The following is a 25,568-nucleotide window of genomic DNA, read 5'->3' as shown; positions in this document are numbered from 1 at the left end:
GCGTGCTAGCGTGCTGGCTATGGAAATCCAAAGTCAGCAGGCGGTCGTCCGCCCTGCCTCCACCGCGCCCGCCGCCGGTCCCGCCGCCCCGGAGACCGGCCGGCGCCGGTGGTTCGGCCTCCTCGTGGTGTGCCTGGGCGTGATGATGGCCTTCGTCGACGTCTCCTCGACCATCACCGCGCTCGGCCACATCCAGGACGACCTGCACGTGACCGCGAGCATGCTGGTCTGGATCACCAGCGCCTACAGCCTCGCCGTGGTGAGCCTGGTGATGTCGGCCGGGACGCTCGGCGACCTGGTCGGGCGCCGGCTGGTGTTCGCCGGCGGGACCACCGTCTTCGTCGCCGGCAGCCTGCTCGCCTTCCTCGCCGGCAGCCCCGGCGTCCTGATCGCGGCGCAGGCGGTCATGGGCGCGGGCAGCGCCGCGGTGCTGCCCACCAGCCTCGGCATCGTCAGCACCTCCTTCACCGACCCCCACGAGCGCACCACCGCCATCAGCACCTGGGCCTCCTGCTCCGGTCTCGGGCTCGCCATCGGGCCCGTGCTCGCCGGCGCCCTGCTGGAGCACTTCTCCTGGCACTCGGTCTTCCTGATCAACCTCGTCATAGGCGCCCTGGCCCTCGTGCTGACCCCCCTCTTCGTCACCGAGTCCCGCCACCCCTCGCGCAAGCTCGACCCGGTCGGGGTGGTCCTCGGCACCGTGATGACCGGCTCGGCCACGTACGCGATCATCGAGGGCGGCGCCACCGGCTACACCAAGGCGCCCGTGGTCGCGATGTACGCCGTCTTCGCCGTCTCCCTCGTGCTCTTCCTGCGGGCCGAACTGCGCCACCACGACCCGATGCTGGACCTGCGGCTCTTCCGCAGCTCCTCCTTCTCGGCCGTGATGGGCGTGGCGGCCGCCTCCATGTTCGGGTTCGTGGGCGTCTCGCTGCTCGGCGTGCTCTACATGGAGCGGGTCGGGCTGGTCAGCCCGCTCGGCGTCGGGGTGCGGCTGCTGACGATGTTCGGGCCCTACATCCTGCTCAGCGCGGTGGCCTCGCGGCTGGTGCGGCGGCTCGGCTTCGCCGCGACGCTCACCGCCGGCCTGCTGCTCATGGGCGCGGGCGCGCTGGCGCTCCTGGCGACCGGCCCCTCCGGCGGATTCGGCGCCACCTGGCCGGGGCTGCTGCTGGCCGGCTGCGGCGCGGCGCTGCTGGCGGCGCCCTCGACGGCGGCCGCGGTCAACAGCGTCTCCGCGCTCCAGGCGAGCATGGCCGCCTCCGCGGTCAACATGGCCCGCCAGCTGGGCGGTGTGCTCGGCCCCAGCGTCCTCGGCACGATCGTCACCAGCCACTTCCCGCGCAACCTGCACCACCGCCTGGTCGACGCCGGTGTGCCCGGCGCGCAGGCGGACAAGGTCGTGGCGGGCGCCACCCACGGCGGCAGCACGGCGGGCCTGCCCGCGCCGCTCGCCCGCGTCCTGGGCACGGCGGTCCCGGGCGGCTTCACCGACGCGGTCCACCTCGGCCTGCTCGTCGGCGGCATCGCCCTGCTGGTGATGGCGGTCCCGACGGCGCTCTTCGTCCGCCACAAGGCCCCGAGCCGGTAGGCCGCGCCCGCGCACTGGCGGTCGCCCACCGGAATGCCCCGCCGACCCCCAGGGCCACCGCCCCGCGGCAGCCGTTCCCGTCCGCGTACCGCCCGGTCGTCCGTGGCCGGGAAGCCCGGCCGAGCGGCGTCCCCCCTGCGGCCGGGTGCGCTGCCGGCGGGGTACGGACAGGTCAGAGGCGTGGCGGGGGATGTGGCAGCATGCACCCATGCCCGACACACCGCCACCGCCCGTCCGCCGCGGTCCGGGACGCCCGGGCTACGACCAGGAGACCGTCCTGCGGCGCGCCGTCGAGCTGTTCAACCGGCAGGGCTACGACGCCACCTCGATGGGCGACCTCGCCCGGGAACTCGGCCTGACCAAGTCGGCGATCTACCACCACGTGTCGGCCAAGTCCGACCTGCTCGCCCAGGCGCTCGACGAAGCGCTCGGCGCCCTCGAAGCGGTCATCGCGCGGGCCGGCGCGGACGACCACCGCAGCGCCTACGAGCGGCTGCGCGCCACCGTGTCCGGCAGCGTCGAGGTCCTGATCGCCCACCTGCCCGCCGTCACGCTGCTGCTGCGGGTGCGCGGCAACAGCGAGGTCGAACTGGCCGCCCTGGAGCGGCGGCGGCGCATCGACGACGACTTCGCCGCGATGGTCGCCGCCGCGGTGGACGAGGGCGCGCTGCGCACCGACCTGCCGCCCGACCTGATCAGCCGGTTCCTGTTCGGCATGGTCAACTCGCTGGCCGAATGGGTGCGGCCGGAGGGCCGCTACGACGCCACCGTCATCGCGGCCTCCCTGACGACGATGGTCTTCGACGGGCTGGCGCGCGACGGCCGCGCCGGCTGAGCGTTCATGCCGGGGCGATCGGCCGCCCCAGCGAGCGGCTGCGGCCCCGGAAGGCCGCCACCACCGTCTCCCCGCGCAGGATCGCCACGTCGTAGACCCCGCTGCGGCCGCGCCGGGCCACCTCGACTGCCTCCGCCACCAACTCCTCGCCCACGTGCGCCGGTTCGAGGAAATCGATGGAGAAGCCCGCCGCGACCGTCGCCTCGCCGTAGGAGTTGCAGGCCACCGCGAAGGCGCTGTCGGCGAAGGCGGCGAGGAAGCCGCCGTGGGCGGTGCCGTGGCCGTTCACCATGTCCGCCCGCACGGTCATCGCGAGCCGCGCCCGGCCGGGCCCGACGTCGAGCAGGGTGATGTCCAGTCCCTTGGTCGCCGTGTCGTCGCGCCACAGCAGCTCGGCCGCCTCCCTCGGCGTCACCACGGGAAGAACCCCTGCCCGGGCGCGCGGACCGGTTCGCGACGACCGCGCGCGACCTTCCTCCGCTCGTGCCCGTCCGCCGTCCCGAACAGGACCGCCCGGGCGCAGTCGCCGACGAGGGGGTGCCCGTCCGCGGCACCGATGACGCAACTCTCCCGCATGGCCCTCCTCCGGGGCGTCCGGCCGGCGTGCCGCTCTGCCGGACGGGGGGCGCGCGGGCCGCCGCGGGCATGTCCCGCGCCCGGATCGGGTGAGCCGGGGCGAAGGTGCTTGGCGGAGAACGGCCGCGGTCCGGCAGCGCGCGCTATTTACCGACCGATAGGTCTGTAATAGATTGGCACGGCTCCCCGCCGACCGCAACGGTGAGTGGGCCGAAGGGCATGCCGCCGGCCGGAAAGCGGGTGGGCCACCCGCACCGGCGGCCGGGTGGAGCGAACCGGGCCCCGGAAGAGGACGAAGGCGAAGGGATCGGACCATGGCGAGCGCGTTGCTCGAAAGCTATGCCGCAGGACGCTGGTTCCGCGCCCAGGACGAGGGCCGGCCGCTGCTGGACGCCGCCACCGGCGAGGAGGTCGCCCGGATCTCCAGCCGCGGCCTGGACCTGGGCGCGATGACCGATCACGCGCGCAGCGTCGGCGGCCCGGCCGTGCGCGCCCTGACCTTCCACCAGCGCGCGGGGCTGCTCAAGCAGCTCGCGCTCCACCTCAGCGCCGACAAGGACGAGTTCTACGCGCTCTCCTACCGCACCGGCGCCACCCTGCGCGACTCGCAGGTCGACATCGACGGCGGCTTCGGCACCCTGTTCAGCTACGCCTCCAAGGGCCGCCGCGAACTGCCCGACGACACCGTCGTGATCGACGGCGGCCTGGAGCAGCTCGGCAAGGGCGGCCGCTTCCTCGGCCGCCACGTCCACACTTCGCGGCCCGGCGTCGCCGTGCAGATCAACGCCTTCAACTTCCCCGTGTGGGGCATGCTGGAGAAATTCGCCCCCGCCTTCCTCGCCGGGCTGCCCACCATCGTGAAGCCGGCCAGCCAGACCGCCTATCTCACCGAGGCGGTCGTGCGGCGCATCATCGCCTCCGGCATCCTGCCCGAAGGCGCGCTCCAGCTCCTGTCCGGAGACGTCGGCGACCTGCTCGCCCACCTCGGCACCCAGGACTCGGTGGCCTTCACCGGCTCCGCCCACACCGCCGACCTGCTGCGCGCCCACCCCTCGGTGCTGCACGGCGGCCTGGCCCTCAACGTCGAAGCCGACTCCCTCAACTGCTCGGTCCTCGGCCCCGACGTCACCGCGGACGACCCGGAGTTCGACCTCTTCGTCAAGGGCGTCGTCACCGAGATGACCGTCAAGGCCGGCCAGAAGTGCACCGCCATCCGCCGCGCCCTGGTGCCCGCCGCCATGGCCGGCACCGTGGCCGAGGCGATCTCGGCGCGGCTGGCGAAGACGACCGTCGGAAACCCCGCCGACCCGGCCGTGCGCATGGGCGCCCTGGCGAGCCTCGGCCAGCGCGAGGAGGTGCGCAAGGCGATCGAGGCGCTGCGCACCTCGGCCGACATCGTCCACGGCGACCCGCAGCGGGTCGCGGTGGTCGGCGCCGACGCCGAGCGCGGTGCCTTCCTGTCGCCGGTGCTGCTGCGCGCCCACGAGGGCGCCGCCGCCGTGCACGACGTCGAGCCCTTCGGCCCCGTCAGCACCCTGGTCTCCTACAGCACGGTGGACGAGGCGATCGCCCTGGCCGCGCGCGGCCGGGGCAGCCTCGTCGGCTCGCTGGTCACCAACGACCCCGCCGTCGCCCGCGACCTCACGATCGGCCTCGCCCCCTGGCACGGCCGCATCCTCGTCCTCAACCGCGACGACGCCGCCGAGTCCACCGGCCACGGCAGCCCGCTGCCGGTCCTCGTGCACGGCGGCCCCGGCCGGGCCGGCGGCGGCGAGGAACTGGGCGGCATCCGCGGGGTGCTGCACCACATGCAGCGCACCGCGATCCAGGCGTCCCCCGACATGCTCACCGCGATCACCCGCCAGTGGACGGCCGGCTCGGCCCGCAGGGTGGAGGAAGTGCACCCCTTCCGGAAGAGCCTGGCCGAACTGGCCGTCGGCGACACGGTGGAGACCGGCTGGCGGGAGATCACCCTCGCGGACATCGGCCACTTCGCGGAGTTCACCGGCGACACCTTCTACGCGCACACCGACCCCGAGGCCGCGGCCGCCAACCCCCTCTTCGGCGGCATCGTCGCCCACGGCTACCTGGTGGTCTCGCTGGCGGCCGGCCTCTTCGTGGAGCCGAACCCGGGACCGGTGCTCGCCAACTTCGGCGTGGACAACCTGCGCTTCCTCACCCCCGTGAAGGCCGGCGACGCCATCCGGGTGCTGCTGACCGTCAAGCAGATCACCCCGCGCTCCTCGGCCGACTACGGCGAGGTCCGCTGGGACGCGACCGTCCTCAACCGCGAGGAGCAGCCCGTCGCCGCCTACGACGTGCTCACCCTCGTCGCCAAGACCCGGCCCGGAGCCGCGGACAACGGCTGACCACGCCCGGGCCCTGCCCGGCGGCGGCGCCATGGGACCCGCCCCCTACCGGAGCTGCCCCCGGCTCCGGGCAACGGGGCCGCCGGTGCAGCGGGTTCGGCCCTGAGCCGCGGGGGCCGGGGCGGATCGGGGCCCCCACCCGCGGGCCCGCGGCGCCGCGCGGGTCAGGGCGATCCGCGGGGGCCGGGCCCCCGTGCACCCGCGGCGCCGCAGCGGCCTCCCGGCCGCCGGACCTCAGGCTGCCGCGCGGGCGGACAGCTCCTTGAGGACGGCCTGCGCGGCCTCGGCCGCCGAGGCCGGGTTCTGGCCCGTGACCAGGTTGCCGTCCACGATGACGTGCGAGGACCAGGCCGGGCCGGGGACGAAGTCGGCGCCCGCGGCCGTCAGCCGGCTGCCCAGCAGCCAGGGGGCGTTGGCGGCCAGGCCGGTCTGGGTCTCCTCCTCGTCGGTGAAGGAGGTGATGCGGCGGCCCTTGAAGAGCCACTGCCCGTCGGGGCCGCCGGCGCTCAGGAAGGCCGCCTGGCCGTGGCAGAGCGAGGCCACCACCTTGGAGTCGTCGGGCAGCAGGGTCTCCAGGACACGGGCGACGTCCTCGTTGACCGCCAGGTCCTGCATCGGGCCGTGGCCGCCGGGGATGAAGACGCCGTCGAACGCCCTGGGGTCGACGTCCTCCAGCCGGCCCGGGTGGGCGAGCAGGTCCCGCACGCCGTCCAGGTACGCGCGCAGCTCCGCGGCCTTCGCCTCGTCGCCGTTGTTGGCCTGCGCCGTCAGGCTCAGCTCGTCCACCACCGCGGGGCGGCCGCCCGGGGTGACGACGGTCAGCTCCACGCCGGCCGCGATGAACGCCTTGTGCGGTTCCACGAACTCCTCGCTCCAGAAACCGGTGGGCCGCTGGGAGCCGTCCTTCTGGGTCCAGCGGGTGGCCGCGGTCAGGATCACCAGCAGTGAGGGCATGACTACCTCCCATACGCGGCGCCGCCCCATGAGCGGCCCGGACGGGCCTCAGCGGCGCAACGAGATGGACCGTAACACGTTTGGTCATGACGGAAGCAAGACGAAGTGCATCCATGTGATGTGCTACATGGGAACGAACATGACGCCGGGTGTGGGGTGAAGTACCGTAGGATGGTCACTCGGGGGAGAGAGGCGGACGATCATGCAGCAGGCCACGGCGGAGACGTGCGCGCCTTCGGTGTGCGAGAGTTCCGACCTGCTCCTGGGCTTCGTGAACACCGGGCCGCTGGGCGGCAGCCCCGACACGCTGACCGGCCCGGACGACCTGACCGCCTGGCTGGCCCGCACCGGGCTGGCCGGCAGCGGCACGGCCGCCGCGGTCACCGGCGCCGACGCGGTGGCCGCGCGCGAGCTGCGCGACGCCCTGGTGATGATCTTCCGCGCCCACTCCGGCTGCGAGGACGGCGAGAGCGCCCTGCCCGCCGCCGAGGCGTACCTGCAGGCCGTCGCCCACCGCTACCCGCTCACCCCGCGGGTCACCGCCGACGGCGTCCGCATGGTCCCCGCCCAGGACGGCGTGCTCGGCGCCTTCGGCGCCCTCTTCGCCGCCGCCGCCGACCTCGCCGCACGCGGCGGCTGGGCCCGGCTGAAGATGTGCAAGGACCCCTCGTGCCACACCGGGTTCTTCGACAAGACCCGCAACTCCTCCGGCCTTTACTGCAGCAGCGCCTGCAGTACCCGGATGGCGGCCCGCGCCTACCGCAGCCGCGCGAAGACGGCGGCAGCCGAAGCCCGCTGACGCGCACGGCGGTTCACGTGCGGCGGGCGACACGGCTCACGTCGGGTGTTCCAAGGGCCGGGCGCGCCAAGGCCGTTCAGGCGGAGGGCGGCGGCGCGTCGTGCGGGCGCGGGGCAGCTGCCCTCGTTTCGGCGTCCTCGGCTCCACCCCTCGCGGTCCCGGCGCGGCCATGGTTGGCGGCCCACGCCGACAGCACCTGAAGCGCCTCGTCCGAGGGGGAGCCGGGGTCGGCGAGGAAGGTGAACAGAGTCTGGTCCGGGTCGCCCGGGAAGGTCAGCGCCTCGGTGCGCATCGTCAGCGCGCCGACGATCGGGTGGTGCAGGTGCTTGACGTCGTGGCCGATCTGGACCACCTTCTGCCCGGCCCACCAGCGGCGGAAGGACTCGCTCTTCATCGACAGCTCGCCCACCAGCTCGGCGGTGCGGGTGTCGTCGGGGTGCCGGGCGGCATCCATCCGCAGGGTGCCGACGAACACCGAGGCGACCTGCTCCCAGCTGTCCGCGAAGAGCGAACGCGCCGCCTCGTCGAGCATCACCCACCGCACGGCGTTGCGCTCCCGGACCGGCAGCGCGTCAAAGTCGGCGAGCAGCGCGCGGGCCATACGGTTCGTCGCCAGGATGTCGGTGCGGCGGCCCAGCACCAGGGCCGGCGCGTCACCGAGCCGGGCCAGCAGCGCGTGCACGCCGGGTCGCACCTTCTGCACGGTGCGCGGCGAGCGGCGGCGGGGCGAGGCGGAGCGGCGGGCCACCGTGTGCAGGTAGCTGCGCTCGGCCGGGTCGAGCCGAAGTGCGCTCGCCAGGGCGTCCAGGACCGACTCCGAGGGTGTGATCGGCCGGCCCTGCTCCAGGCGCGTGTAGTAGTCCACACTCACCCCGGCCAGCGCGGCCAGCTCCTCGCGGCGCAGCCCCGGCACCCGGCGCGGCGCCGGGTCGTGGATACCGACGTGCTCGGGATCGATGGCCGCGCGGCGGGCGCGCAGGAAGTCGCTCAGGCCCTCGTTCCGCTCCATGCCCTCATCGTCGCGTACGGGACGTCGGGGTGTCGCGGCGAAGGTGGCCCTGCGCATCCCAGGAAGCAGCGGGCCCGCTCCGCGGTCCGCGGGCCCGGTGCGCGGCGGTTGGCTGGAGAGCGGGACGCCGACCGGCGGTCCCCGTGTCCACCACCCGCCGTGCGCGCACCGCACGGCCCACCCCAGGGAGCCCGCCCCATGCCTGCCACGTCTTCCACGTCCACTACGTCTTCCACCTGGCTCATCACCGGTGCCACCTCCGGCTTCGGCCGCCTCGTCGCCGACCGCGCGCTCGCCGAGGGCGCCCACGTGATCGCCGTCGGCCGCCGCGCCGACCGGCTCGCCGACCTCGTCTCCTCCGCCCCGCAGGGCCGGGTCACCCCGCTCGCCCTCGACGTCACCGCCCCCGAGGCCGAGCAGGTCCTGGCCGGCGCGGTCGAGGCCGCCGGGCGCCTGGACGTGCTGGTCAACAACGCCGGCTACGGCCTGTTCGGGTCCGTCGAGCAGATCGGCGCCGAGGAGGCCCGCGCGATCTTCGACACCAATGTGCTGGCGAACCTCGCGGTGCTGCGCGCCACGCTGCCCGCGCTGCGGGCCGCGCGCGGCCGTATCGTGCAGACCTCCTCGCTCATCGGCCAGTTCGCCTGGCCCTCCTCGGGCCTGTACGCGGGGTCCAAGGGCGCGGTGGAACTGATCAGCGAAGCCCTTGCCATCGAACTCGCGCCCACCGGCGTCAAGGTGACCGTCCTCGAACCGGGCGTCTTCGGTACCGACTTCGCCACGAGCGCGCACGTCGTCGCCCCCGACGAGGTCTACGCCCCGACCGTCGGCGCGTTCCTCACCGAGGTCACCTCGCTGCCGCCGGAGGCCGTGGGCGACCCGGCGCTCGTCGCGGACGCCGTCCTCGCGGTCGTCGCCCTGGACGAGCCCCCGCTGCGCCTGGCCGTGGGCGCCGACGCGATCGAGGGCATCCGCGCCTCGCTTCAGTCGCGCCTGGCGGAGCTGGAGAAGTGGGCGTCCTTCCCGGCGGCCCGTTCCTCCGCTGCGGCCTGACCCGGGCCCACCCCGAGGGCGCCCCGACGCCGGTACGGCCCGGCCCCGCCCTTGCGGAGAGGCAGGAACCCGGCCGCACCGGGACGGGCGCGGTCCGGAGCCCACCTCGCGGCAAGGACGGCCGCAGGGCCCCGACCGGTCCCGCTTCGAGACGATGAAGGGCGACGCGGCCCGAAAAAAGACCGGCCGGCGGCCCCTGGCGAAGAGCGACTTCGCCAGGCGCCGCCGGCAGCGTCGGGCCCCGACCGGTCCGGCCGCGACGTCGGGCGTTACGAGGCCGGCGAGGCCGACCGTGTGGTGGCGGTGGGCGTCGGCGTGCCCGGCGGGGGACCGAAGGTGACGGTGACCTTGGTGAATCCCAGCGAGGTCAGCATCCGCTCCAGCATGCTGCGGGTGTTGGCCTCGGCCCGGCCGGCCAGGTTGGTCTGCTTCGCGGCGGTCTGGATCTTGGACACGGCCAGCTCGTTCAGCTGCTGCATGTTGCCCGGGTTGCCGCTGAAGAAGTCGCCGATCCGGTCGAACAGGCCGCGCTGCTGCGAGACCACGTAGGAGTTCTTGGTGTCCAGCGACGCCCGCTCCAGGGCCGCGTGCGGCAGCCGCACGGTTGCGGCCTTGCGGTCGTCGGAGACCTGCACGGCGTCGTCGCCGACCTTGCCGAAGTCCACGTAGGCGTCCACACTGCCGGCGCCGACGTAGAGGGTGCGCTTGCCGCGGATGGCGTCCGGCAGGAACTTCGCGTCCTTGTCGAGGTCCACCACGACCTGGAAGTTGCCGCTCGCCCCCTCGAAGCGGTTGAGGTCCTGGATCGATTTCAGCAGCACCGGCCCGCTGCGGACGGTCGTCTTCTCCTCGAAGGGGTTCGGGATGCCCGGCAGCAGGTCCGCCCTCCCCAGGAGGAAGAACAGCAGCCCCAGCACGACCACGCCGACGACGACGCGCGCCCACCACGGTGTGGTCCGCACCACCCCGACCTGTTGCGTCCTCATAACGCACCTCCTCGCCGGGTCGGCTACCCCGGGTCGGCGGTGTCATGGACGTGACGCGGCCTCAACTCCCTTGCATGTATACGAAATCCGGTGTCCCGGCGACGCGCTCACGCCGACGCGAATGCCGCCTGGGCGGCCAGCGCCACCGACTGGTCCTGCTCGCCCGAGCCACCGCTCACCCCCACGGCGCCGACCACGGTGCCGCCGCGGGTCAGGGGGAGGCCGCCGGCGAAGATGGCGACCTTGCCGCCGTTGGTCGTGTGGATGCCGAAGAACTGCTGTCCCGGCTGGGAGTTGTCGCCCAGGTCCTTGGTCGCGATGTCGAAGGCGCGGGCCGTCCACGCCTTGCTGATCGAGATGTCGACGCTGCCGATCCAGGCCCCGTCCTGGCGCACATGGGCGACGAGGTTGCCGCCGGCGTCCACGACTGCGATGTTCATCGGCTGCCCGATCTCGTCCGCCTTCCTCTCGCCTGCGGCGATGATCGTCCGGGCGTCGGCGAGCGTGAGTGTCGACATGGTCTGCTCCTGAGCCGTCGGTTTTATCTCGTTGTGGGGCATTCGCGCCGTCATGCTAGCGGCGGTCCCGCCCGCTCCGGCGTACGTCGGGCGGGGCCATCGGTGGGAAATCCGGCGCCTGCGGGGTGGGGCGGAAGCCCCCGTCCGGCGCTGCGGCGCGCGCACCCCGGACCGGCGCTGCCCGCCGCCGAACGGGTGCACTGCCGGGCACGGGCCGCAGGTCGGGCGCGTACAACCTGGCCCGCGGGCCCGCGGCGGTTAGCGTCGGTAACCGCCGGAACGAGCCGGTCCGCCGACCCGCACCGGCCCCGGAGCCAAGGACGACGCGCGGAGGCGACGATGAGCGGTTGCGGCAATGGCGGCAAGGAAGTCGGAGGGACGGCGGCGCCGGGGCTCGGGCGCAGAACGCTGCTGGCCTCCGCGGCGGCCGCCGCGGTCGCCGCCCCGCTCGCGTCCCCCGCGGCGCCCGCGCAGGCCGCCGTTCCGATGGAGGGGGCGGTGGCGCGGCTGCTCGCGGTCGGCGCGCAGGACCGGGACCTGGACTGGATCAAGAACGCCCTGCGGACCGCGGTGGCCCTCGAACTGTCCACCATCCCGCCCTACCTGTGCGGCTGGTGGTCGGTGAAGGACCGCAGCAGCGAGGCCGCGCGGCTGATCCGCCGGATCGTGGACGACGAGATGTTCCACCTCGGCGTGGTGTGCAATCTACTGGTCGCCGTGGGCGGCCGCCCGCAGGTCGGCGCGTCGGCGCCGATCTACCCCGGCCCGCTGCCCGGCGGGGTGCGGCCCGAGGTGACGGTGTGCCTGTCGGGCCTGACCCCCACCTTCGTGCACGACGTCATGATGGGCATCGAGGCCCCCGAGTCCCCGCTGGCCCGCGCGGCGGGCGGACCCACCCTGGGCTCCTTCTACGGCAACCTGCTGGACGCCTTCCGCAGCGTGGACCCGCCGCTGTCGGCCGACGGCCAGCTCGCCGAGCCGATCGGCTCCGACCGCCTGGTGCCCATCACCGACCTCGACGGCGTGACCGCCGCCATCGAGACCGTCAAGGAGCAGGGCGAGGGCACCGACGCGTCCCCGGACGACGCCTTCCAGGACGACCACCCGGCGCACTACTACGCCTTCGCCGAGATCTACCACGGCCGCCGCCTCCAGCAGACCGGCGGCACCTGGGGCTTCACCGGCGAGGCCGTCCCCTTCCCCGACGCCCGCCCCATGGCCGAGGTCCCGGCCGGCGGCTGGCCCGATCCGCCCGCCCAAGTCGCCCAGCTCCTCCAGCAGTTCGACACGACCTACCACGCCGTCCTCGCCGGTCTCGACAGCGCGTGGTCGGGCGCGGGCGCCCGCGGCCTCAACGCCGCCATCCACTCCATGCGCGGCCTGGAGTCGAGCGCCCTCAGCCTGATGGAAACCCCCATCGAGGGCACGGCGGCCACCTACGGCCCCCAGTTCACCCCGCCGCCCCCCTCCGCCGAGGGCACCCCCGCGACCTGACCCCGACGCCCCGAGGCGCCGGCACGGCAGCCCGCCGGCGCCTTCACAGCGCCGTGTGGGTGCCGAAGGTACGGGCGTGGTAGGTCAGCGGGGGAAGCGGGGCGGACTCCGCGGTCAGGACGCGGCCGAAGACGACCACGTGGTCGCCGCCGGTCACCAGCTCGGTCACCTCGCAGGCCAGGAAGCCGCTCGCGGTGGGGAGGCGGGGCACGCCGGAGTGCAGGAGCCACTCGACGCCGTCGAACTTCGCCGGGCCCCCCTTGCGGGCGAAGTTCAGCGCCAGGTCCACGTGCCCGGTGCCCAGCACGTTGACGCCGAAGCGGCGGCCGCCGTCCACGACGGCCAGCAGGTCGGAGGTGCGGTCCAGCGAGACCAGGACCATCGGCGGCTCCATCGACAGCGAGGCGAACGCGCTGACCGTCGTGCCGTGGGGCGCGCCGCCGGCCATCGCGGTCACCACCGAGACGGGCGTGCACACCCCGGCCATCGTCGCCCGGAAAGCGGCCTTCAGGTCCGCGGCGGTGTCCTCGGCGAACTCGGTACGGAACTCGGTGCCGGTCATCAGGGCCCTCCCCATTTCCGTTGTGCCCACTTCCGTTGCGCGGCAAAGGCGGCTCGTGCCGCCCGTACCCGTACCTCCCGGACTTCCCCCGGAGACCCCTCAGCCCTCCTCGACGCCGAGCGCGTACAGCCCCGGCAGGTTGACCACGACGGCCTCCTGGGTGCTGCGGGCGATGACGACCACCGCCTCGTCGTCCGGGTCCGGGTTCTCCTCCCGGTGCGGCACGAACGGCGGGACGAAGACGTAGTCGCCCGGCGACGTCTTCAGCCGCACCTCCTGCACGGCGCCGCCCGAGTCGTCCGCGAAGACGAACTCGGGGTGGCCGCTGACCACGTAGATGGCGGTCTCGGACTCCCCGTGGTGGTGGTCGGAGGACGCGGTCGCGGGCGCCACGTGGGTCTGGCCCATCCACAGCTTCTCCGAGCCGACGGTCCGCCCGCTCACGGCCGCGAAGCGGCGCATCCCCCCGGTCTGCGCGGTGTCGCCGTCCAGGGCGCCGGCCCGGATGTGGTGCAGCCGTGAGCGCAGGGGCGCTGCCGGCTCGTCAGGAGACTGGTGGAGATGGGGATGGAAGCCTTCACCCGGGTTCGTCGGCGGCGTGCTCATGCTCAGGACGCTAGGCGCTCCCCGAAAAGGGCGTCAAGAGGTGTCCATTGTCGTTCACCTGCGGCAACGTTGCCGCAATGGGCCGCAAAAGAGCCGATCCCGCCGGTCCCGGGCGGCCTGTCGGGCATGATGGGCGCATGCATATCTCCGCGAAGGCGGACTACGCCGTGCGGGCCCTGCTGGAGCTCGCCGCAGAACCGGACCGCCCGCTCAGCTGCGAGGCCATCGCCTCCGCGCAGGAGATCCCGTTCCGGTTCCTGAAGTCCGTGGTGGCCGAGCTGCGCAAGGCGGGGCTCGTGCGCAGCCAGCGCGGCTGCGAGGGCGGCTACTGGCTGGGCCGGGCGGCCGGCGAGATCACGCTGCTGGACGTCTCGCGCGCCGTGGACGGCGAACTGCTCACCCTGCGCGGCGAAGCGGTCGCCGAACTGGCCTACCCCGGCGCCGCCGCCGGGCTGCCCTCGGTGTGGCGGCAGGTCGAGGCGCAGGCCGCCGCCGTGCTGGGCGGGGTGACCCTGGCCGCGCTGGCGGCCGCCGGGGAGCGCGGGGTGCCGGCCCGCAAGGGCGCCGCGTGAGCGCTGCGCCCGGACCGGCGGTGGAGGTCGTGGAGTACACCGACCCCTTGTGCCCGTGGTCCTGGGGTGCCGAACCGGTGCTGCGCGCCCTGCGTGCCGCCCTCGCCGGAAGGGTGCGCTGGCGCCGCGTCCAGGCGATCCTCTTCGACCACGACGACGACCCTCCGCCCGACCCCGCCGCCGAGACCGCCTGGTATGCCCGCTACGTCGCCGACATCGCCGCCCACACCGGCGCGCCCCGCCCATTGCGCCTCAGCCGCGTCGCGGCCGGTTCGTGGCCGGCCGCGCTGGTGGCGAAGGCCGCCGAACTCCAGGGCGACCGCGTCGCCGAGCTCGTGCTGCGCCGGCTGCGCGAGACCGTCTTCGTGCTCGGCGAACCCGCCGACACCCCCGAGGCGGCCCTGGCGGCGGCCCGCGGCACGCCCGGTCTCGACCCGCACCGGCTGGCCGCCGACGCGGCCTCGGACCGGGTGCTCGCGCGGGTCCGCGCCGACCACGCCGAGGCGCGCCGCCCGGTGCCCGAGGTCTGCCGTACGCGCGAGGGCTCGCCGCACCCCGGCACCGCCAAGGAGACCGCCGACGGCCGACGCCGCTACGCCCTGCCCACGCTGCTGCTGCGGACCCCCGACGGCCGCCGTACGGTGCCGGGTTGGCGGACCTACGAGGAGTACGCGGCGGCCCTGGCCGAGCTGAGCCCCGGGCTGCTGCCCCCGCTCGGCCGGCTCGCCCCTGCGGTGGCGCTGGAGCGCTACCGGAGCATGACCGAGCCGGAGCGGCTGCTGCTCACGGAGGGGGAGTGGCCGCCACCGCACGCCGTGCGGGTCGATACCGGGAACGGGCCGCTGTGGCTGCACCCGGCCGAGGCGGCGGTGCACCCTGCCGTACATACCTGACGCATCGTCAATCTCTCTTGCCGGTGGGTCATTTGCGGGCGCAGGCCACGCGGTGCCGTCCTCCCGGACGGGTGCGGGCGCCGCTGCCCGTACGACCCGGCGCGGGGCGGACGGCACTGTTCCGCCGAATGAGACACCAAAAAGTAGCCATTGACAGTCGCTCGCCGAAACCCACAAGATGGGCGCCATGCTCACGACGCACCCTGGTGTGGTGTGCCGCTACGTGGACCTGCGGCGCACGTGCAGCGCCCTCTGTCGCTGACCTTCCGCCGTCCACGACGCACCGGCGCCTGACCGCCCCCGGCGGCACCGGCCCGTTCCCGTGGCGCCGTTCCGCGCCCGCCGTTCCGCGTCACTGACGCCGCGCATCAGCGTGCGCCCCCTCCTGCCCGGGCCCGTCCGGGACCTTCCCCGGGACACCCCCGGCACCGACATGCCCTGCCCGCCCGCGCCCTGAGCGCGGCGGCGCGACGGCGTGCGCCACGACCCCCTCCGGCAGCCCGCCGTGCCCGCGCCACCGGTCGGCGCGGCGACCGCGCCTGCCCTCCGCCCGCTCCTCCTGCCGCACAGGACGCGAGCCGCACCCGAGAAAGCGTGAGATGCCCGTGCCCTTCGCCAGCCTCCGCCCCGCCCCGTCCGCCCCGTCTGCCCGTCCGCCGCGCCGCACCCGCCTGGCCGCCGTCTCCGCCGTCCTCGCCACCGCCGCCGCGGTGACCCTGACCGCCTGCGGCGGCGGGGAGTCCGCGGCCGGAAGCGGCGGCGACACCCTGAAATGGGCCACCTCCTCCTTCCCCGCCCACTGGGACCCGGTGGTCGGCGGCAGCGGCGCCCAGTTCCGCGAACTCGCCCTCGTCTACGCCTCGTTGACGCGCACCGACGCCACCGGCAAGGCGGTTCCCGACCTCGCCGAGAGCTGGCACTACAACACCGCGGGCGACCAGGTCACCTTCCACCTGCGGTCCGGCCTGAAGTTCAGCGACGGCACCCCGCTGGACGCCGCCGCCGTCAAGGACGCGATCCTGCGCGCCAAGACGCAGAAGGACTCCGCGCTCTTCGGCGACCTCACCTCGATCACGTCCGTGGACGCGCGAGGGCTCGACGTGATCGTCCACCTCGGCCAGGTGGACTACCAGATCCCGCAACTCCTCGGCGAACGCGTCCTGCAGGTCGCGAGCCCCAAGGCGGCGGCGGACCCGAAGAAGCTCGACCGGTCCCCGGTCGGCGCGGGCCCCTTCACCGTCACCCAGCTGGTGCCCGGCACCAAGGTGCTGCTGAAGAAGAACCCCGACTACTGGGACGCCAAGGACATCCACATCGACACGGTGGAGCTGACCTCCGCCCCCGACGCCGCCACCGTCGTCTCCGGTCTGCAGACCGGCGTCTACAACTTCGCCGACATCGAGCCCAGTCAGGCGAGCGCGGCGAAGAAGGCGGGCCTGGACGTCTTCGTCCAGCCGGGCTTCAACGCCGAGAACATCAGCCTCAACGTCAACAAGGCCCCGTTCGACGACTCCCGCGTGGTGGACGCCGTCCGCTACGCCGTCAACCGGCAGGAGTTCGTCGACAAGCTGACCTTCAGCTACGGCCAGGCCACCGACCAGCCCTTCCCGCCCGGCTACGTCGCCTACGACCCGAAGTCCGCCGACCTCTACCCCTACAACCCCGCCAAGTCACGGCAGTTGCTGGCCGCGGCCGGCTACAAGCCGGGGCAGATCAAGCTGTCGCTGGTGATCCCGGCCGCCGACCCGCAGGCCGAGATCGTCCAGTCGCAGCTGGCGAAGGTCGGCATCACGGTCACCATCAAGGTGGACAAGAACTGGGCCACCCCGTTCTTCGCCAAGGACCTCACCTTCTCCCTGTACGGGACCACCGGGCGCGACTCGGCGGTGCAGACCCTCACCGCCCACTTCGGCCCCAACGGCCCGCTGAACCTCTCCACGCCGTACGAGCCGGCCGGCTTCGAGGCGGCCGTCGCCAAGGTCCGCCGCACCCGCATCGACGCGCCCGACTACGCCTCCGTCCTGCAGGCTGCCACCCGCGCCGGACTGCGCAGCAAGGCCCTGGTCTTCACCTACTCCGCGCCGAACCTCTTCGCCAAGAGCAAGGCGATCTCCGCGCTGCCGAAGAACCCCGGCCACATCGACTGGACCGGCGTGACCATCGGCCGCTGACCCCACCGGCCCCACCGATCCACCGCACCAGGCCCGCACCACCCACACACCACCCACCACAGAGAGGAGGTACCCCCATGACGACGACCCTCGCGCCGCCGGCCGCGCCCGCGCGCCGTCGCGGGCCCACCGCGGCCCGGGCCCGGCACGCCCTCGGCCGGGTCCTGGCCACCCTCGCCCGCTCCGCCGCGATCTTCGTACCGGTCTTCCTGGTGGCGACCTTCGTGACGTTCGCACTGCGGTCGCTGAGCGGACTCAGCCCCGCGCGCGTCCAGTTGGGCGAGGACGCGACACCCGAGGCGATCCACCGCGTGGAGGCCCAGTGGGGGCTCGACCGGCCGTTCCTGGTCCAGTACGGGCACTGGTTCGGCGGCCTCCTGCACGGCGACCTCGGCACCAGCTGGACCAACGGCGCCGACATCTCCACGCTCATCGGCCTGGGCCTGGGCGTCAGCCTGTCGGTCGCGAGCCTCGCCCTGGTCATCGGCGTCCTGGCCGGCTTCGTCCTCGGCACCACGGCCGCGCTGCGGCAGACCACCTGGGTGGACCGCGCGATCACCGGGTTCGTCACGCTGATCTCGGTGATGCCCGCCTTCGTGGTCGGCATCGTGCTCGTGGAGGCGTTCGCCGTCGGACTGCACGTGTTCCCCTCGGCCGGCTACGTGCCCATGGCGCAGGGCCTCACCCCGTGGCTGGAGCACATCACGCTGCCGGCGCTCGCCCTGAGCTTCGACGTGGTCGCCGACGTGGCCCGCCAGTTGCGCACCAGCCTCGTCGCCGCCTACCGGGAGAACTACGTCACGGGCGCCGTGGTGCGGGGCCTGAGCCCGCAGCGGATCTTCCTCGGCCACGTCCTGCGCAACGGACTCGGACCCGCGCTCGCCACCCTGGGCCTGAAGTTCCCCGCGCTGGTGGGCGCCTCGGTGGTCACCGAGTGGGTCTTCGGCCTCCAGGGCTTCGGCCGCTTCGCCAACGACTCCGCGCAGTCCGGCGACGTGCCCGCCGTGCAGGGCGTGCTGGTGGTCTCGATCGTGCTGGTCGTCGTCTTCAACCTGCTGGTCAACCTGGTGCTGGCACGCGTGACGCCGGCCTCGCAGCGGGGGGTGTGAGCGATGCTCCGCCGTGTCCTGTCGCTGCCGGCCGGCCGGATCGCCGTGGCGATCCTCACCGTCGTCGCGCTGCTCGCCGTCCTCGGCCCGGTGCTCGCCCCCCACGACCCGCTGGCCACCAGCGCCCGCACGCTCGCGCCCGGCTCCGGCACCCACCCGCTGGGCACCGACTACCTCGGCCGCGACGTGCTCAGCCGGCTGCTGGCCGGCTCCCGGGTCAGCGTCCTGGGCTCCCTCGAAGTCGCGCTGACCGCGCTGGTGGTCGGGGTCGTGCCCGGCATCCTGTCGGTCTACCTCGGCCGGGCCTTCGAGTGGGTCACCCTGCGCGTGGTGGACACCCTCGTCGCGCTGCCCTTCCTGCTCTTCGCCGTCGCGGTCATCGCCCTGCTCGGTAACGGCATCACCCAGGCCATGCTGGTCACCGGCGTGCTCGTCTCGCCGCTGTTCTACCGCGTCTCGCGCGCCGCCACCTTGACCGTGGCGCGCTCGCAGTACGTCGAGGCCGCGCTGATCGCGGGTGCCTCGGTGGGCTGGGTGGTGCGCCGCCACGTGTGGGTCAAGGTGCTCCCGCCGATCGCGGTGGCGCTCGCGCAGACCATCGGTGTCGGCTTCGTCATCGTCTCCAGCCTGACCTTCCTCGGCATCGGTGTGCAGCCGCCCGAGCCCACCTGGGGCGGCCTGCTCGCCTCCGACCTCGGCTACCTCAGCTACCAGCCCTGGGCGCCGGTCGCCCCCGCCCTGCTGATCATGGCCACCGTGTGGGCCTGCAACCTGCTCGCCGACGCGATCCGCGACGTCTCCGGCGAGGCGGGCCGCGCGCTCGTCGCCCACCGCAGGCTGCGGGCCGGGCGCCGCGGCCGCACCGAGCCCGCACCGACCGGAGGCGCGTCATGACGGCCCTGTCCGAGAAACGGTCCCAGCAACGGTCCCAGCAACAGTCCCAGCAGCAGTCCGAGCAGCAGCCGGGCCACCTGAACGCGTCCGCGCGGGCGGGGAGTTCACCCGGGCGGACCGACGCGGCCGGCGGGAGCGATCGATCCGCGGCTGAGGCCGCGGCCGCGACCGGCCCGGACGGCACCGCGCCCGGACCGGAGGCTCCCGTCCTCAGCGTGCGCGACCTGCGCATCACCGACCGGGCCGGCGACCGCGAGATCGTGCACGGCGTCGGCTTCGAGCTGACCCCCGGCAAGGCGGTCGGCATCGTCGGCGAGTCCGGCAGCGGCAAGACGCTGACCTGCCGGGCCGCGCTCGGCATCCTGCCGCCGCACGTCGAGGTCTCCGGCGGCTCGGTGCACATCGCCGGCACCGACATCGCCGACCTGACCCCTCGGCAGTGGACGGCCCTGCGCGGCAGCACCGTCAGCGCCGTCTTCCAGGACCCGGCCTCCTACCTCAACCCCTCGATCCGGGTGGGCGCGCAGATCGCCGAGGTGGTCCGGGTCAAGACCGGGCGCGGGCGGCGCGAGGCCCGCCGGCGCGGCCTGGACCTGCTGCGAGCCGTCCACCTGCGCGACCCCGAACTCGTCTACAGCCAGTACCCGTTCGAGCTGTCCGGCGGGATGCTCCAGCGCGTCCTGATCGCCGCGGCCATCGCCGCCGGCCCGCGGGTCCTGATCGCCGACGAGGCCACCACCGCGCTCGACGTCACCGTGCAGGCCGAGATCCTCGACCTGCTGGCCGACCTGCGCGAGCAGACCGGCCTGGCGCTGGTCGTCGTCTCACACGACCTGGCCGTGATCGCCCAGGTCTGCGACGAGGTGCTGGTGATGCGGCAGGGCGAGGTCGTCGAGCACGGCCCGACCGCTCAGGTGCTGCACGACCCGCGGCACGAGTACACCCGGCTGCTGGTCGCCGAGCACGAGCAGTACGGCCTGGACCGGTTCCGCGCGCCGGAGGAGGAGACGCGATGACACACCCCGGAAGCGCCCCGCGCGCGGACGGCCCGGAGCCGCAGGACACTCGACGTGACGATCCGTCACCCGCCCGCCCCGTCCTCGCCATCACGGGCCTCGACGTCCACTACGGCCTGCGCCGGCGCCGCCGCAAGGTGCTGCACGACGTCACCTTGAGCGTCGCCCCCGGCGAGACCGTCGGCATCGTCGGTGAGACCGGCTCCGGCAAGTCCACTCTGGCCCGCGCCGTCCTCGGCCTGGTCCGCGCCTCGGCGGGCACGGTCACGGTGGCGGGGGAGGACGTGACCGGCCACAGCGAGGCCAAGTGGCGCCGGCTGCGCCGCCGGGGCACCGTCCAGTACGTCTTCCAGGACCCGCTGCGCAGCCTCGACCCCGACCTCACCGTCGCCGACTCGCTCGCCGAACCGCTGCTGCTGCGCGGCGTCCCCCGCGGCGAGGCCCTGGCCCGGATCCGCCCCCTGCTGGAGCGGGTCCGGCTGCCCGGGGAACTGCTGGACCGGCTGCCGGGAGAGATCTCCGGCGGGCAGCGCCAGCGGGTCGCGGTCGCCCGCGCGCTGGTCACCGAGCCCGAACTGGTCATCCTGGACGAGCCGGTCAGCGCCCTGGACTCGGCCAACCGGGTCCAGGTCCTGCAGATCCTCAAGGAGCTGCGCACCACCGGCGTCGCCATCGTGCTCATCTCCCACGACCTCGGCTCGGTCGCCGGGATCGCCGACCGCATCGCCGTCCTCTACCGGGGCGAACTGGTCGAGACCGGCACCGCCCGCGACGTCATCCGGCGGCCGCGGCACCCCTACACGCGCCTGCTCGTCAGCTCCGCGCCCACCCTGCACACCGCCCCCGCCGACCGGGCCGAGCGCGCCGCCCTGCGCGCGGCGCTCACCACCTGAGCCGGGCCGGACCCGCCGCCCGCAACCAGCCCGCAGCAACCCGCAGCAACCCGCAGTCACGAAGAGGGAGAAGCATGTCCCGCACGATCCACCTCGCCCTGCACCCCTACGGCGTCGGCGGCCCCGGCCAGCACGGCCTGTGGAAGGACCCGAGCATCGCCAAGAACGCCAGCATCGACATCGACTACTACATCCGGCAGGCCGAGCTCGCCGAAGAGGCCCTGTTCGACGCTCTGTTCATCGTCGACAGCCAGTTCATCAACGCCACCTACCCCGCGCACTACCTCAACCGGCTGGAGCCGCTCACCCTGCTGTCGGCGGTTGCCACCCACACCCGGCACCTCGGCCTGGTCGGCACGGCCAGCTCCACGTACAACTCGCCCTTCAACCTCGCCCGCCGCTTCGCCTCCCTGGACCACATCAGCCGCGGCCGGGCCGGCTGGAACGTCGTGACCAGCTTCGACACCGGCGCCGCACAGAACTTCGGGCTGGACGAGCACCTCGACTACGCCGCCCGCTACGGCCGCGCCCTGGAGTTCGTCCAGGTCGCCCGCGGCCTGTGGGACTCCTACGAGGACGACGCCTTCCCCGCCGACGTCGAGCGCAACGTGTTCCTCGACCCCTCGAAGCTGCACGCGCTCGACCACGTCGGCGAGCACCTGAAGGTGGCGGGCCCGCTCAACATCTCCCGCTCCCCGCAGGGCCAGCCGGTCATCTTCCAGGCCGGCGTCTCCGAGGAGGGCCGCGACCTGGCCGCGCGGGTCGCCGAGGGCATCTACGCGCCCGGCGGCGGCCTCGCCCAAGCCCAGGAGTACTACGCCGACATCAAGAAGCGCACCGCCGCCTACGGCCGCGACCCCGACCACATCAAGATCTTCATCCACGGCGGCCCGATCGTCGCCCCCACCGAGGAGGCCGCCCGCCGCCGCGAGCGGGAGATCTTCGCCGAGGACGACGACTTCGACCGCAACCTCGCGCTGCTCGGCCGCTCCTTCGGCGCCTACGACTTCAGCGGGCACGATCTGGACGCGCCCTTCCCCGACGTCGCGCACCTGGCCGAGCGCGGCGGGCGCACCGGGGCGCAGAAGATCATCGACCGGGCCAGGGCGGAGAACCTGACACTGCGCCAAGTCGCGCAGTCCGTACGGGAGTTCCGCCGCTCGCCCTTCGTCGGCACCCCGCAGCAGGTCGCCGGCACCATCGAGGAGTGGTTCGCGGCCGGCACCTTCGACGGCATCAACCTCGCCTTCCGCACCGAGGCCGAACTGACCGCCTTCGTCGAGGGCGTGGTGCCGCTGCTGCAGAAGCGCGGCCTGTTCCGCACCGCGTACGAGGCCGACACGCTGCGCGGCAACCTCGGCCTGCCGATCCCGGAGAACCGCTACACCCGCGAGCGCAGGCTCGCGAACGAGCCGGAAGGGGCGGCTCGTTGACCGGGACCGCCGCCACGCGCATCGCCCCGCCGGCCGCAGCGACCGCCCCGCCGGAGGCACAAGTACCCCCGCCCGCAGCGGAGGCGCCCGCGCCGGCAGCGCAACTACCCTCGCCTGCGAGCAAGGTGACCGCACCGGCGGCGCACACGGCCCCGTCCGCGGCGGAGGCGGCCCCGCCGGCAGCACACGTGCCCCTGCCCGCAGCGGAAGTCCCCTCCCCGACCGGCGGGCGCGACGTGCACACTGTCCGCTTCCCCGTCGCCGTGCCGCCGCGCACGGTGGACGTGCTGATCGTCGGCGCCGGGCCGGTCGGCCTCGCCGCCGCGGTCGAACTCACCTCGCGCGGCGTGCGGGTGGCCGTCGTGGAGCGCGCCCGCACGGCCACGCTGGTGCGGGCGGGCGCGATGGGCCACACCCCGCGCGTCGTGGAGCATCTGCGCCGCTGGGGCCTGCTGCAACAGGTCCGCGACGCCTGGACCTTCCCACCGGAGTGGAACCAGGGCATCCGCCTGGTGACCTCGCTGGCCGGGCACGAACTCGTGCCGGTGCCGCCGCCCGCCTTCCGCGGCCCGCTCGGCGCCGGTGTCTCGGCGGGCGAGGCCCTGCGCCGGCCGCAGACCGTCTTCCAGCACGTCTTCCTGGAGTACCTGCGCGAGCGCGAGGTGACCGCGGCCGGCGGCTGGGAGCTGGTCGCCCTGCACGAGGACGCCGACGCGGTCGCGGCGGAGGTGGTGGAGGTGGACTCCGGTGAGCGGCGTACCGTCCGCGCCGCCTACGTGCTCGGCACCGACGGCGGCCGCAGCACCACCCGCCGCCTTGCCGGCATCGAACGGGACGGCGGGCACGCCACCGAGAAGCGGCTGCGGCTCATCGTGCGCACCGGCGACATCTCCGCGCGGGTGGGCGCCGCCCCCAGCGGCACGAACATCGTCCTCAACGCCCGGGCGTCCGGCTTCCTCGCCGCGGTGAGCACCCGCGAGTGGCGGGTCTACGCCGGGCCCTTCCCGCTGGAGTACGAGCCCGGCGAGGAGGAACTGCTCGCCACCGCCCGCGCGGCCTTCGGCTTCGACCTCGACCTGGAACTCGTCTCGGCCACGACCTTCCACCACGCCACCCGCATCGCCCGGACCTTCCGTCGCGGCCGCGTCCTGCTCGCCGGCGACGCCGCCCACGTGCGCACCCCCGGCGGCAACCTCGGCGAAGGCATCGGCGACGTGGTCAACCTCGGCTGGAAGCTCGCCGCCGTCCTCGCCGGCCACGCCCCGCCCGCGCTCCTGGACTCCTACGACGAGGAGCGGCGCCCCCACAACGCGCGCGTGGCCGAGCACGCCCTCGAGCGGGCCCGCCGGAGCCAGGCCACCCTCGCCGAGATCCGCCGCGGGGGCATCCCGCACGACGCCGACCTCAGCCCCGAGGCCGCGGCCCGCCGCTCCGCCATCGGCGAGCGGCTGCGCCGGGACCGCCCGGGCACGGACGGCATCACCTTCGACGAGCGCTACGACGGCTCCTCGGCGATCTGGTACGAGCCGGGGCAGCGCGGCACCGAACCCCCGTGGCGGCCTGACGTCTACGAGGACGACGCCCGCCCGGGCCACCGCGCCCCGGACGGCCTGGTCGACCCCTACGGCGGCACCCTCTACGACCGCATCGGCACGTCCTTCGCCCTCCTGGTCCTCACCGGGGACCGCTCGGTGGAGCACGCCTTCGCCCGCGAGGCGGCGGCCCGTTCGCTGCCCTTCACGGTGGTCCACCTGACCGACCCGGCAGCGCGCGCCCTCTACGCCGCTCCGAACGTCCTGGTCCGCCCGGACCAGCATGTCGCCTGGCGCGGCGCGTCCCTGCCGGCGGGGGGAGCCGAAGCGGTCCTGGACCACGTCCTGGGCGGCGCCACCGGGCCGTCCGCGGCGGGCCCGGGCGAAGGCCGGGCCGGGAAGGAGAGCCGGTAGCGGGCGACGCCCCGGCCCTCCTGCGCGCGCGTCACCCGGAGAGCCAGGGCGACCCCGAGCGGCCTGCGGCGCCCCAGGAGCGGACACCCCGCCGACCGCCGGGTGACCGGCATCTCGTAGCCGGCCGTCCGCCCGAAAGGCGCGGCCCTCCAGCGCGGGCCGCGATCACGGCCGGCTACCGGGCGCCATACGCGCGCAGCCGTACCGCGGCATGCCGCAGCGAGTGCCAGGCGACGGCCGCCCAAGCGGCCACCAGGACCGCGTACAGCGGCACGGCGAGCCAGACGAACATCTCGGAGCCGGTGCGGTGGGCCAGCGCGGAGGTGGCGGTGACGCAGGCGCCCAGCGGGAAGATGAAGGACCACCAGGTGGGGGCGAAGGGCAGCCCCACGCGGAACTCCCGCACGGTGAGGGCGACCGCCAGCACCAGCCACAGCAGCGCGAAGCCCCACAGGCCCACGCCGCCGAGCAGCGCCAGCACTCCCGCGCCCCGCGCGGACGACTCCGGCAGCACGCCCTGGGCGGCGGTCGCCAGCGAGCCGAGCGCGGTGACCGCCTGGCCGAGCGCTCCCAGGCCGATCCACACCGTGGGCACCGTGGCGCCGGCGGGCGCGTCGTGGTGCACCAGGCGGCTGTAGATCATGGCCAGCACCAGGAAGACCGCCACCAGCCCGAGGCCGAGCAGGGCGTAGCAGCCCAGCAGGAGGGCCAGCCGCGGCTGGCCGGCGGCGGCGTGCGGGACGAGCAGCGCGCCCGTCGCCGCCGAGACCAGCGGCGGCACCACCGGCAGCAGCCAGCCGCCGTGTGCCGCGTCGGGCGCGAAGCGGTGCCGGGTGACCATCAGGTACGGCACCGCGCACGTCGCGGCCAGCCCGAACGCCGTGCCGAGCGACCACAGCACCCAGTCCGCGTCCACCGCGGCCCGCGTCCCGATCACCCTGCCGCCCAGCAGCAGCGTCCCCGCGCCGACGGTGAGCAGCGCCATCGGGGGCGCCCCGAGGAACTGCGCCGCCACCGGGTCGACCGCGTGCCCGCGCAGCCCCCACCGCCTGATGTACCCGGCGCCGAGCACGGCGAGCAGCAGCGCGGCTGCCAGCCACACCACCGTGGCCCCGTCCCGCAGCGCCGAGGAGCCGCGGGGCAGGGTGACGGCGGCGTCGGCGACGATGCCGGTGCCCATCACGGCGGCGAACCAGCCCGGCGCGAGCGCCCGTGGGCGGCCGCCACCGGGTTCGCCCCGGGTGGCGGGGAGCGGGACGGCTCGGGTACTGGCGGGCTGGGGTGTCACG

General features: G+C 74.4%; 23 protein-coding genes. 15 read left to right on the top strand and 8 right to left on the bottom strand.

Going from position 1 to position 25,568, the window contains the following annotated elements:
• Nucleotides 1-19 precede the first annotated feature (19 nt).
• Together BLR33_RS09720 and BLR33_RS09715 are read left to right on the top strand one after the other, a co-directional pair.
• Complete coding sequence (locus BLR33_RS09720; protein ID WP_093783930.1) at nt 20-1,591, top strand: MFS transporter; 1,572 nt, start codon at nt 20-22, stop codon at nt 1,589-1,591.
• A 208-nt stretch (nt 1,592-1,799) separates the two neighbouring features.
• Entirely contained in the window at nt 1,800-2,426 is a 627-nt protein-coding gene (locus BLR33_RS09715) for a TetR/AcrR family transcriptional regulator (RefSeq protein ID WP_093783929.1), read from the top strand.
• 4 nt (nt 2,427-2,430) lie between these two features.
• Here BLR33_RS09715 and paaI read toward each other — a convergent pair whose 3' ends face one another.
• Nucleotides 2,431-2,844: a hydroxyphenylacetyl-CoA thioesterase PaaI gene (gene paaI / locus BLR33_RS36040; protein ID WP_322987153.1), complete on the bottom strand. Its 414-nt coding sequence runs from the start codon at nt 2,842-2,844 to the stop codon at nt 2,431-2,433.
• A 472-nt stretch (nt 2,845-3,316) separates the two neighbouring features.
• On the opposite strand from paaI, the gene paaZ reads away from it, so the two are divergent.
• A complete protein-coding gene (gene paaZ / locus BLR33_RS09705; protein WP_093783927.1) occupies nt 3,317-5,371 on the top strand; it encodes a phenylacetic acid degradation bifunctional protein PaaZ in 2,055 nt (684 codons plus the stop codon).
• Between the two features lie 234 nt (nt 5,372-5,605).
• On the opposite strand, the gene BLR33_RS09700 is transcribed toward paaZ, so the two are convergent.
• Nucleotides 5,606-6,325 (bottom strand): type 1 glutamine amidotransferase domain-containing protein, encoded by a 720-nt coding sequence (locus BLR33_RS09700; RefSeq protein ID WP_093783926.1) that lies wholly within the window; start codon nt 6,323-6,325, stop codon nt 5,606-5,608.
• 202 nt (nt 6,326-6,527) lie between these two features.
• Here BLR33_RS09700 and BLR33_RS09695 point away from each other — a divergent pair, with 202 nt between their 5' ends.
• Complete coding sequence (locus tag BLR33_RS09695; protein WP_093783925.1) at nt 6,528-7,124, top strand: CGNR zinc finger domain-containing protein; 597 nt, start codon at nt 6,528-6,530, stop codon at nt 7,122-7,124.
• Between the two features lie 76 nt (nt 7,125-7,200).
• Here BLR33_RS09695 and BLR33_RS09690 read toward each other — a convergent pair whose 3' ends face one another.
• Nucleotides 7,201-8,133, bottom strand: a complete 933-nt coding sequence (locus tag BLR33_RS09690; protein ID WP_093783924.1) for a helix-turn-helix transcriptional regulator — start codon at nt 8,131-8,133, stop codon at nt 7,201-7,203.
• 198 nt (nt 8,134-8,331) lie between these two features.
• On the opposite strand from BLR33_RS09690, the gene BLR33_RS09685 reads away from it, so the two are divergent.
• A complete protein-coding gene (locus tag BLR33_RS09685) occupies nt 8,332-9,186 on the top strand; it encodes an SDR family NAD(P)-dependent oxidoreductase (protein WP_093783923.1) in 855 nt (284 codons plus the stop codon).
• Between the two features lie 269 nt (nt 9,187-9,455).
• On the opposite strand, the gene BLR33_RS09680 is transcribed toward BLR33_RS09685, so the two are convergent.
• Both BLR33_RS09680 and BLR33_RS09675 read right to left on the bottom strand, forming a co-directional pair.
• On the bottom strand, nt 9,456-10,172 hold the full coding sequence (locus tag BLR33_RS09680; RefSeq protein ID WP_093783922.1) for a DUF4230 domain-containing protein: 717 nt from the start codon (nt 10,170-10,172) through the stop codon (nt 9,456-9,458).
• Between the two features lie 107 nt (nt 10,173-10,279).
• Nucleotides 10,280-10,690, bottom strand: a complete 411-nt coding sequence (locus tag BLR33_RS09675; RefSeq protein WP_093783921.1) for a GlcG/HbpS family heme-binding protein — start codon at nt 10,688-10,690, stop codon at nt 10,280-10,282.
• A gap of 339 nt (nt 10,691-11,029) precedes the next feature.
• On the opposite strand from BLR33_RS09675, the gene BLR33_RS09670 reads away from it, so the two are divergent.
• Nucleotides 11,030-12,184, top strand: coding sequence for a ferritin-like domain-containing protein (locus BLR33_RS09670; RefSeq protein ID WP_093783920.1), 1,155 nt, complete (start codon nt 11,030-11,032; stop codon nt 12,182-12,184).
• 43 nt (nt 12,185-12,227) lie between these two features.
• On the opposite strand, the gene BLR33_RS09665 is transcribed toward BLR33_RS09670, so the two are convergent.
• Nucleotides 12,228-12,746, bottom strand: a complete 519-nt coding sequence (locus tag BLR33_RS09665; RefSeq protein ID WP_093783919.1) for a flavin reductase family protein — start codon at nt 12,744-12,746, stop codon at nt 12,228-12,230.
• Between the two features lie 99 nt (nt 12,747-12,845).
• On the bottom strand, nt 12,846-13,352 hold the full coding sequence (locus BLR33_RS09660; protein WP_093783918.1) for a cupin domain-containing protein: 507 nt from the start codon (nt 13,350-13,352) through the stop codon (nt 12,846-12,848).
• A 137-nt stretch (nt 13,353-13,489) separates the two neighbouring features.
• Here BLR33_RS09660 and BLR33_RS09655 point away from each other — a divergent pair, with 137 nt between their 5' ends.
• From BLR33_RS09655 to BLR33_RS09615, 9 genes are all read left to right on the top strand, one after another.
• Complete coding sequence (locus BLR33_RS09655; RefSeq protein ID WP_093783917.1) at nt 13,490-13,924, top strand: RrF2 family transcriptional regulator; 435 nt, start codon at nt 13,490-13,492, stop codon at nt 13,922-13,924.
• Entirely contained in the window at nt 13,921-14,817 is an 897-nt protein-coding gene (locus BLR33_RS09650; RefSeq protein WP_093783916.1) for a DsbA family oxidoreductase, read from the top strand. The genes BLR33_RS09655 and BLR33_RS09650 overlap by 4 nt, the downstream gene beginning before the upstream one ends.
• Before the next feature lie 599 nt (nt 14,818-15,416).
• Entirely contained in the window at nt 15,417-16,988 is a 1,572-nt protein-coding gene (locus BLR33_RS09645; RefSeq protein ID WP_093783915.1) for an ABC transporter substrate-binding protein, read from the top strand.
• Between the two features lie 77 nt (nt 16,989-17,065).
• A complete protein-coding gene (locus BLR33_RS09640; RefSeq protein ID WP_093783914.1) occupies nt 17,066-18,097 on the top strand; it encodes an ABC transporter permease in 1,032 nt (343 codons plus the stop codon).
• Nucleotides 18,098-18,100: 3 nt separating this feature from the next.
• Nucleotides 18,101-18,991, top strand: coding sequence for an ABC transporter permease (locus BLR33_RS09635; RefSeq protein WP_093783913.1), 891 nt, complete (start codon nt 18,101-18,103; stop codon nt 18,989-18,991).
• Nucleotides 18,988-20,007: an ABC transporter ATP-binding protein gene (locus tag BLR33_RS09630; protein ID WP_245771314.1), complete on the top strand. Its 1,020-nt coding sequence runs from the start codon at nt 18,988-18,990 to the stop codon at nt 20,005-20,007. Before BLR33_RS09635 ends, BLR33_RS09630 begins: the two co-directional genes overlap by 4 nt.
• Nucleotides 20,004-20,900, top strand: coding sequence for an ABC transporter ATP-binding protein (locus BLR33_RS09625; RefSeq protein WP_093783912.1), 897 nt, complete (start codon nt 20,004-20,006; stop codon nt 20,898-20,900). Before BLR33_RS09630 ends, BLR33_RS09625 begins: the two co-directional genes overlap by 4 nt.
• Before the next feature lie 74 nt (nt 20,901-20,974).
• Nucleotides 20,975-22,333 carry an NtaA/DmoA family FMN-dependent monooxygenase gene (locus BLR33_RS09620; protein ID WP_093783911.1) on the top strand — a complete coding sequence of 453 codons (1,359 nt, stop codon included), beginning with the start codon at nt 20,975-20,977 and terminating at the stop codon, nt 22,331-22,333.
• A 188-nt stretch (nt 22,334-22,521) separates the two neighbouring features.
• Nucleotides 22,522-24,279 (top strand): FAD-dependent monooxygenase, encoded by a 1,758-nt coding sequence (locus BLR33_RS09615; RefSeq protein ID WP_245771313.1) that lies wholly within the window; start codon nt 22,522-22,524, stop codon nt 24,277-24,279.
• Nucleotides 24,280-24,454: 175 nt separating this feature from the next.
• Here the strand turns inward: BLR33_RS09615 and BLR33_RS09610 are convergent, their stop codons facing one another.
• Nucleotides 24,455-25,567: a TDT family transporter gene (locus BLR33_RS09610; protein ID WP_093783910.1), complete on the bottom strand. Its 1,113-nt coding sequence runs from the start codon at nt 25,565-25,567 to the stop codon at nt 24,455-24,457.
• Nucleotide 25,568 lies beyond the last annotated feature (1 nt).

Source organism: Actinacidiphila guanduensis (assembly GCF_900103985.1).
Taxonomy (GTDB): domain Bacteria; phylum Actinomycetota; class Actinomycetes; order Streptomycetales; family Streptomycetaceae; genus Actinacidiphila; species Actinacidiphila guanduensis.
This window is presented reverse-complemented; position numbering and strand designations above follow the sequence as displayed.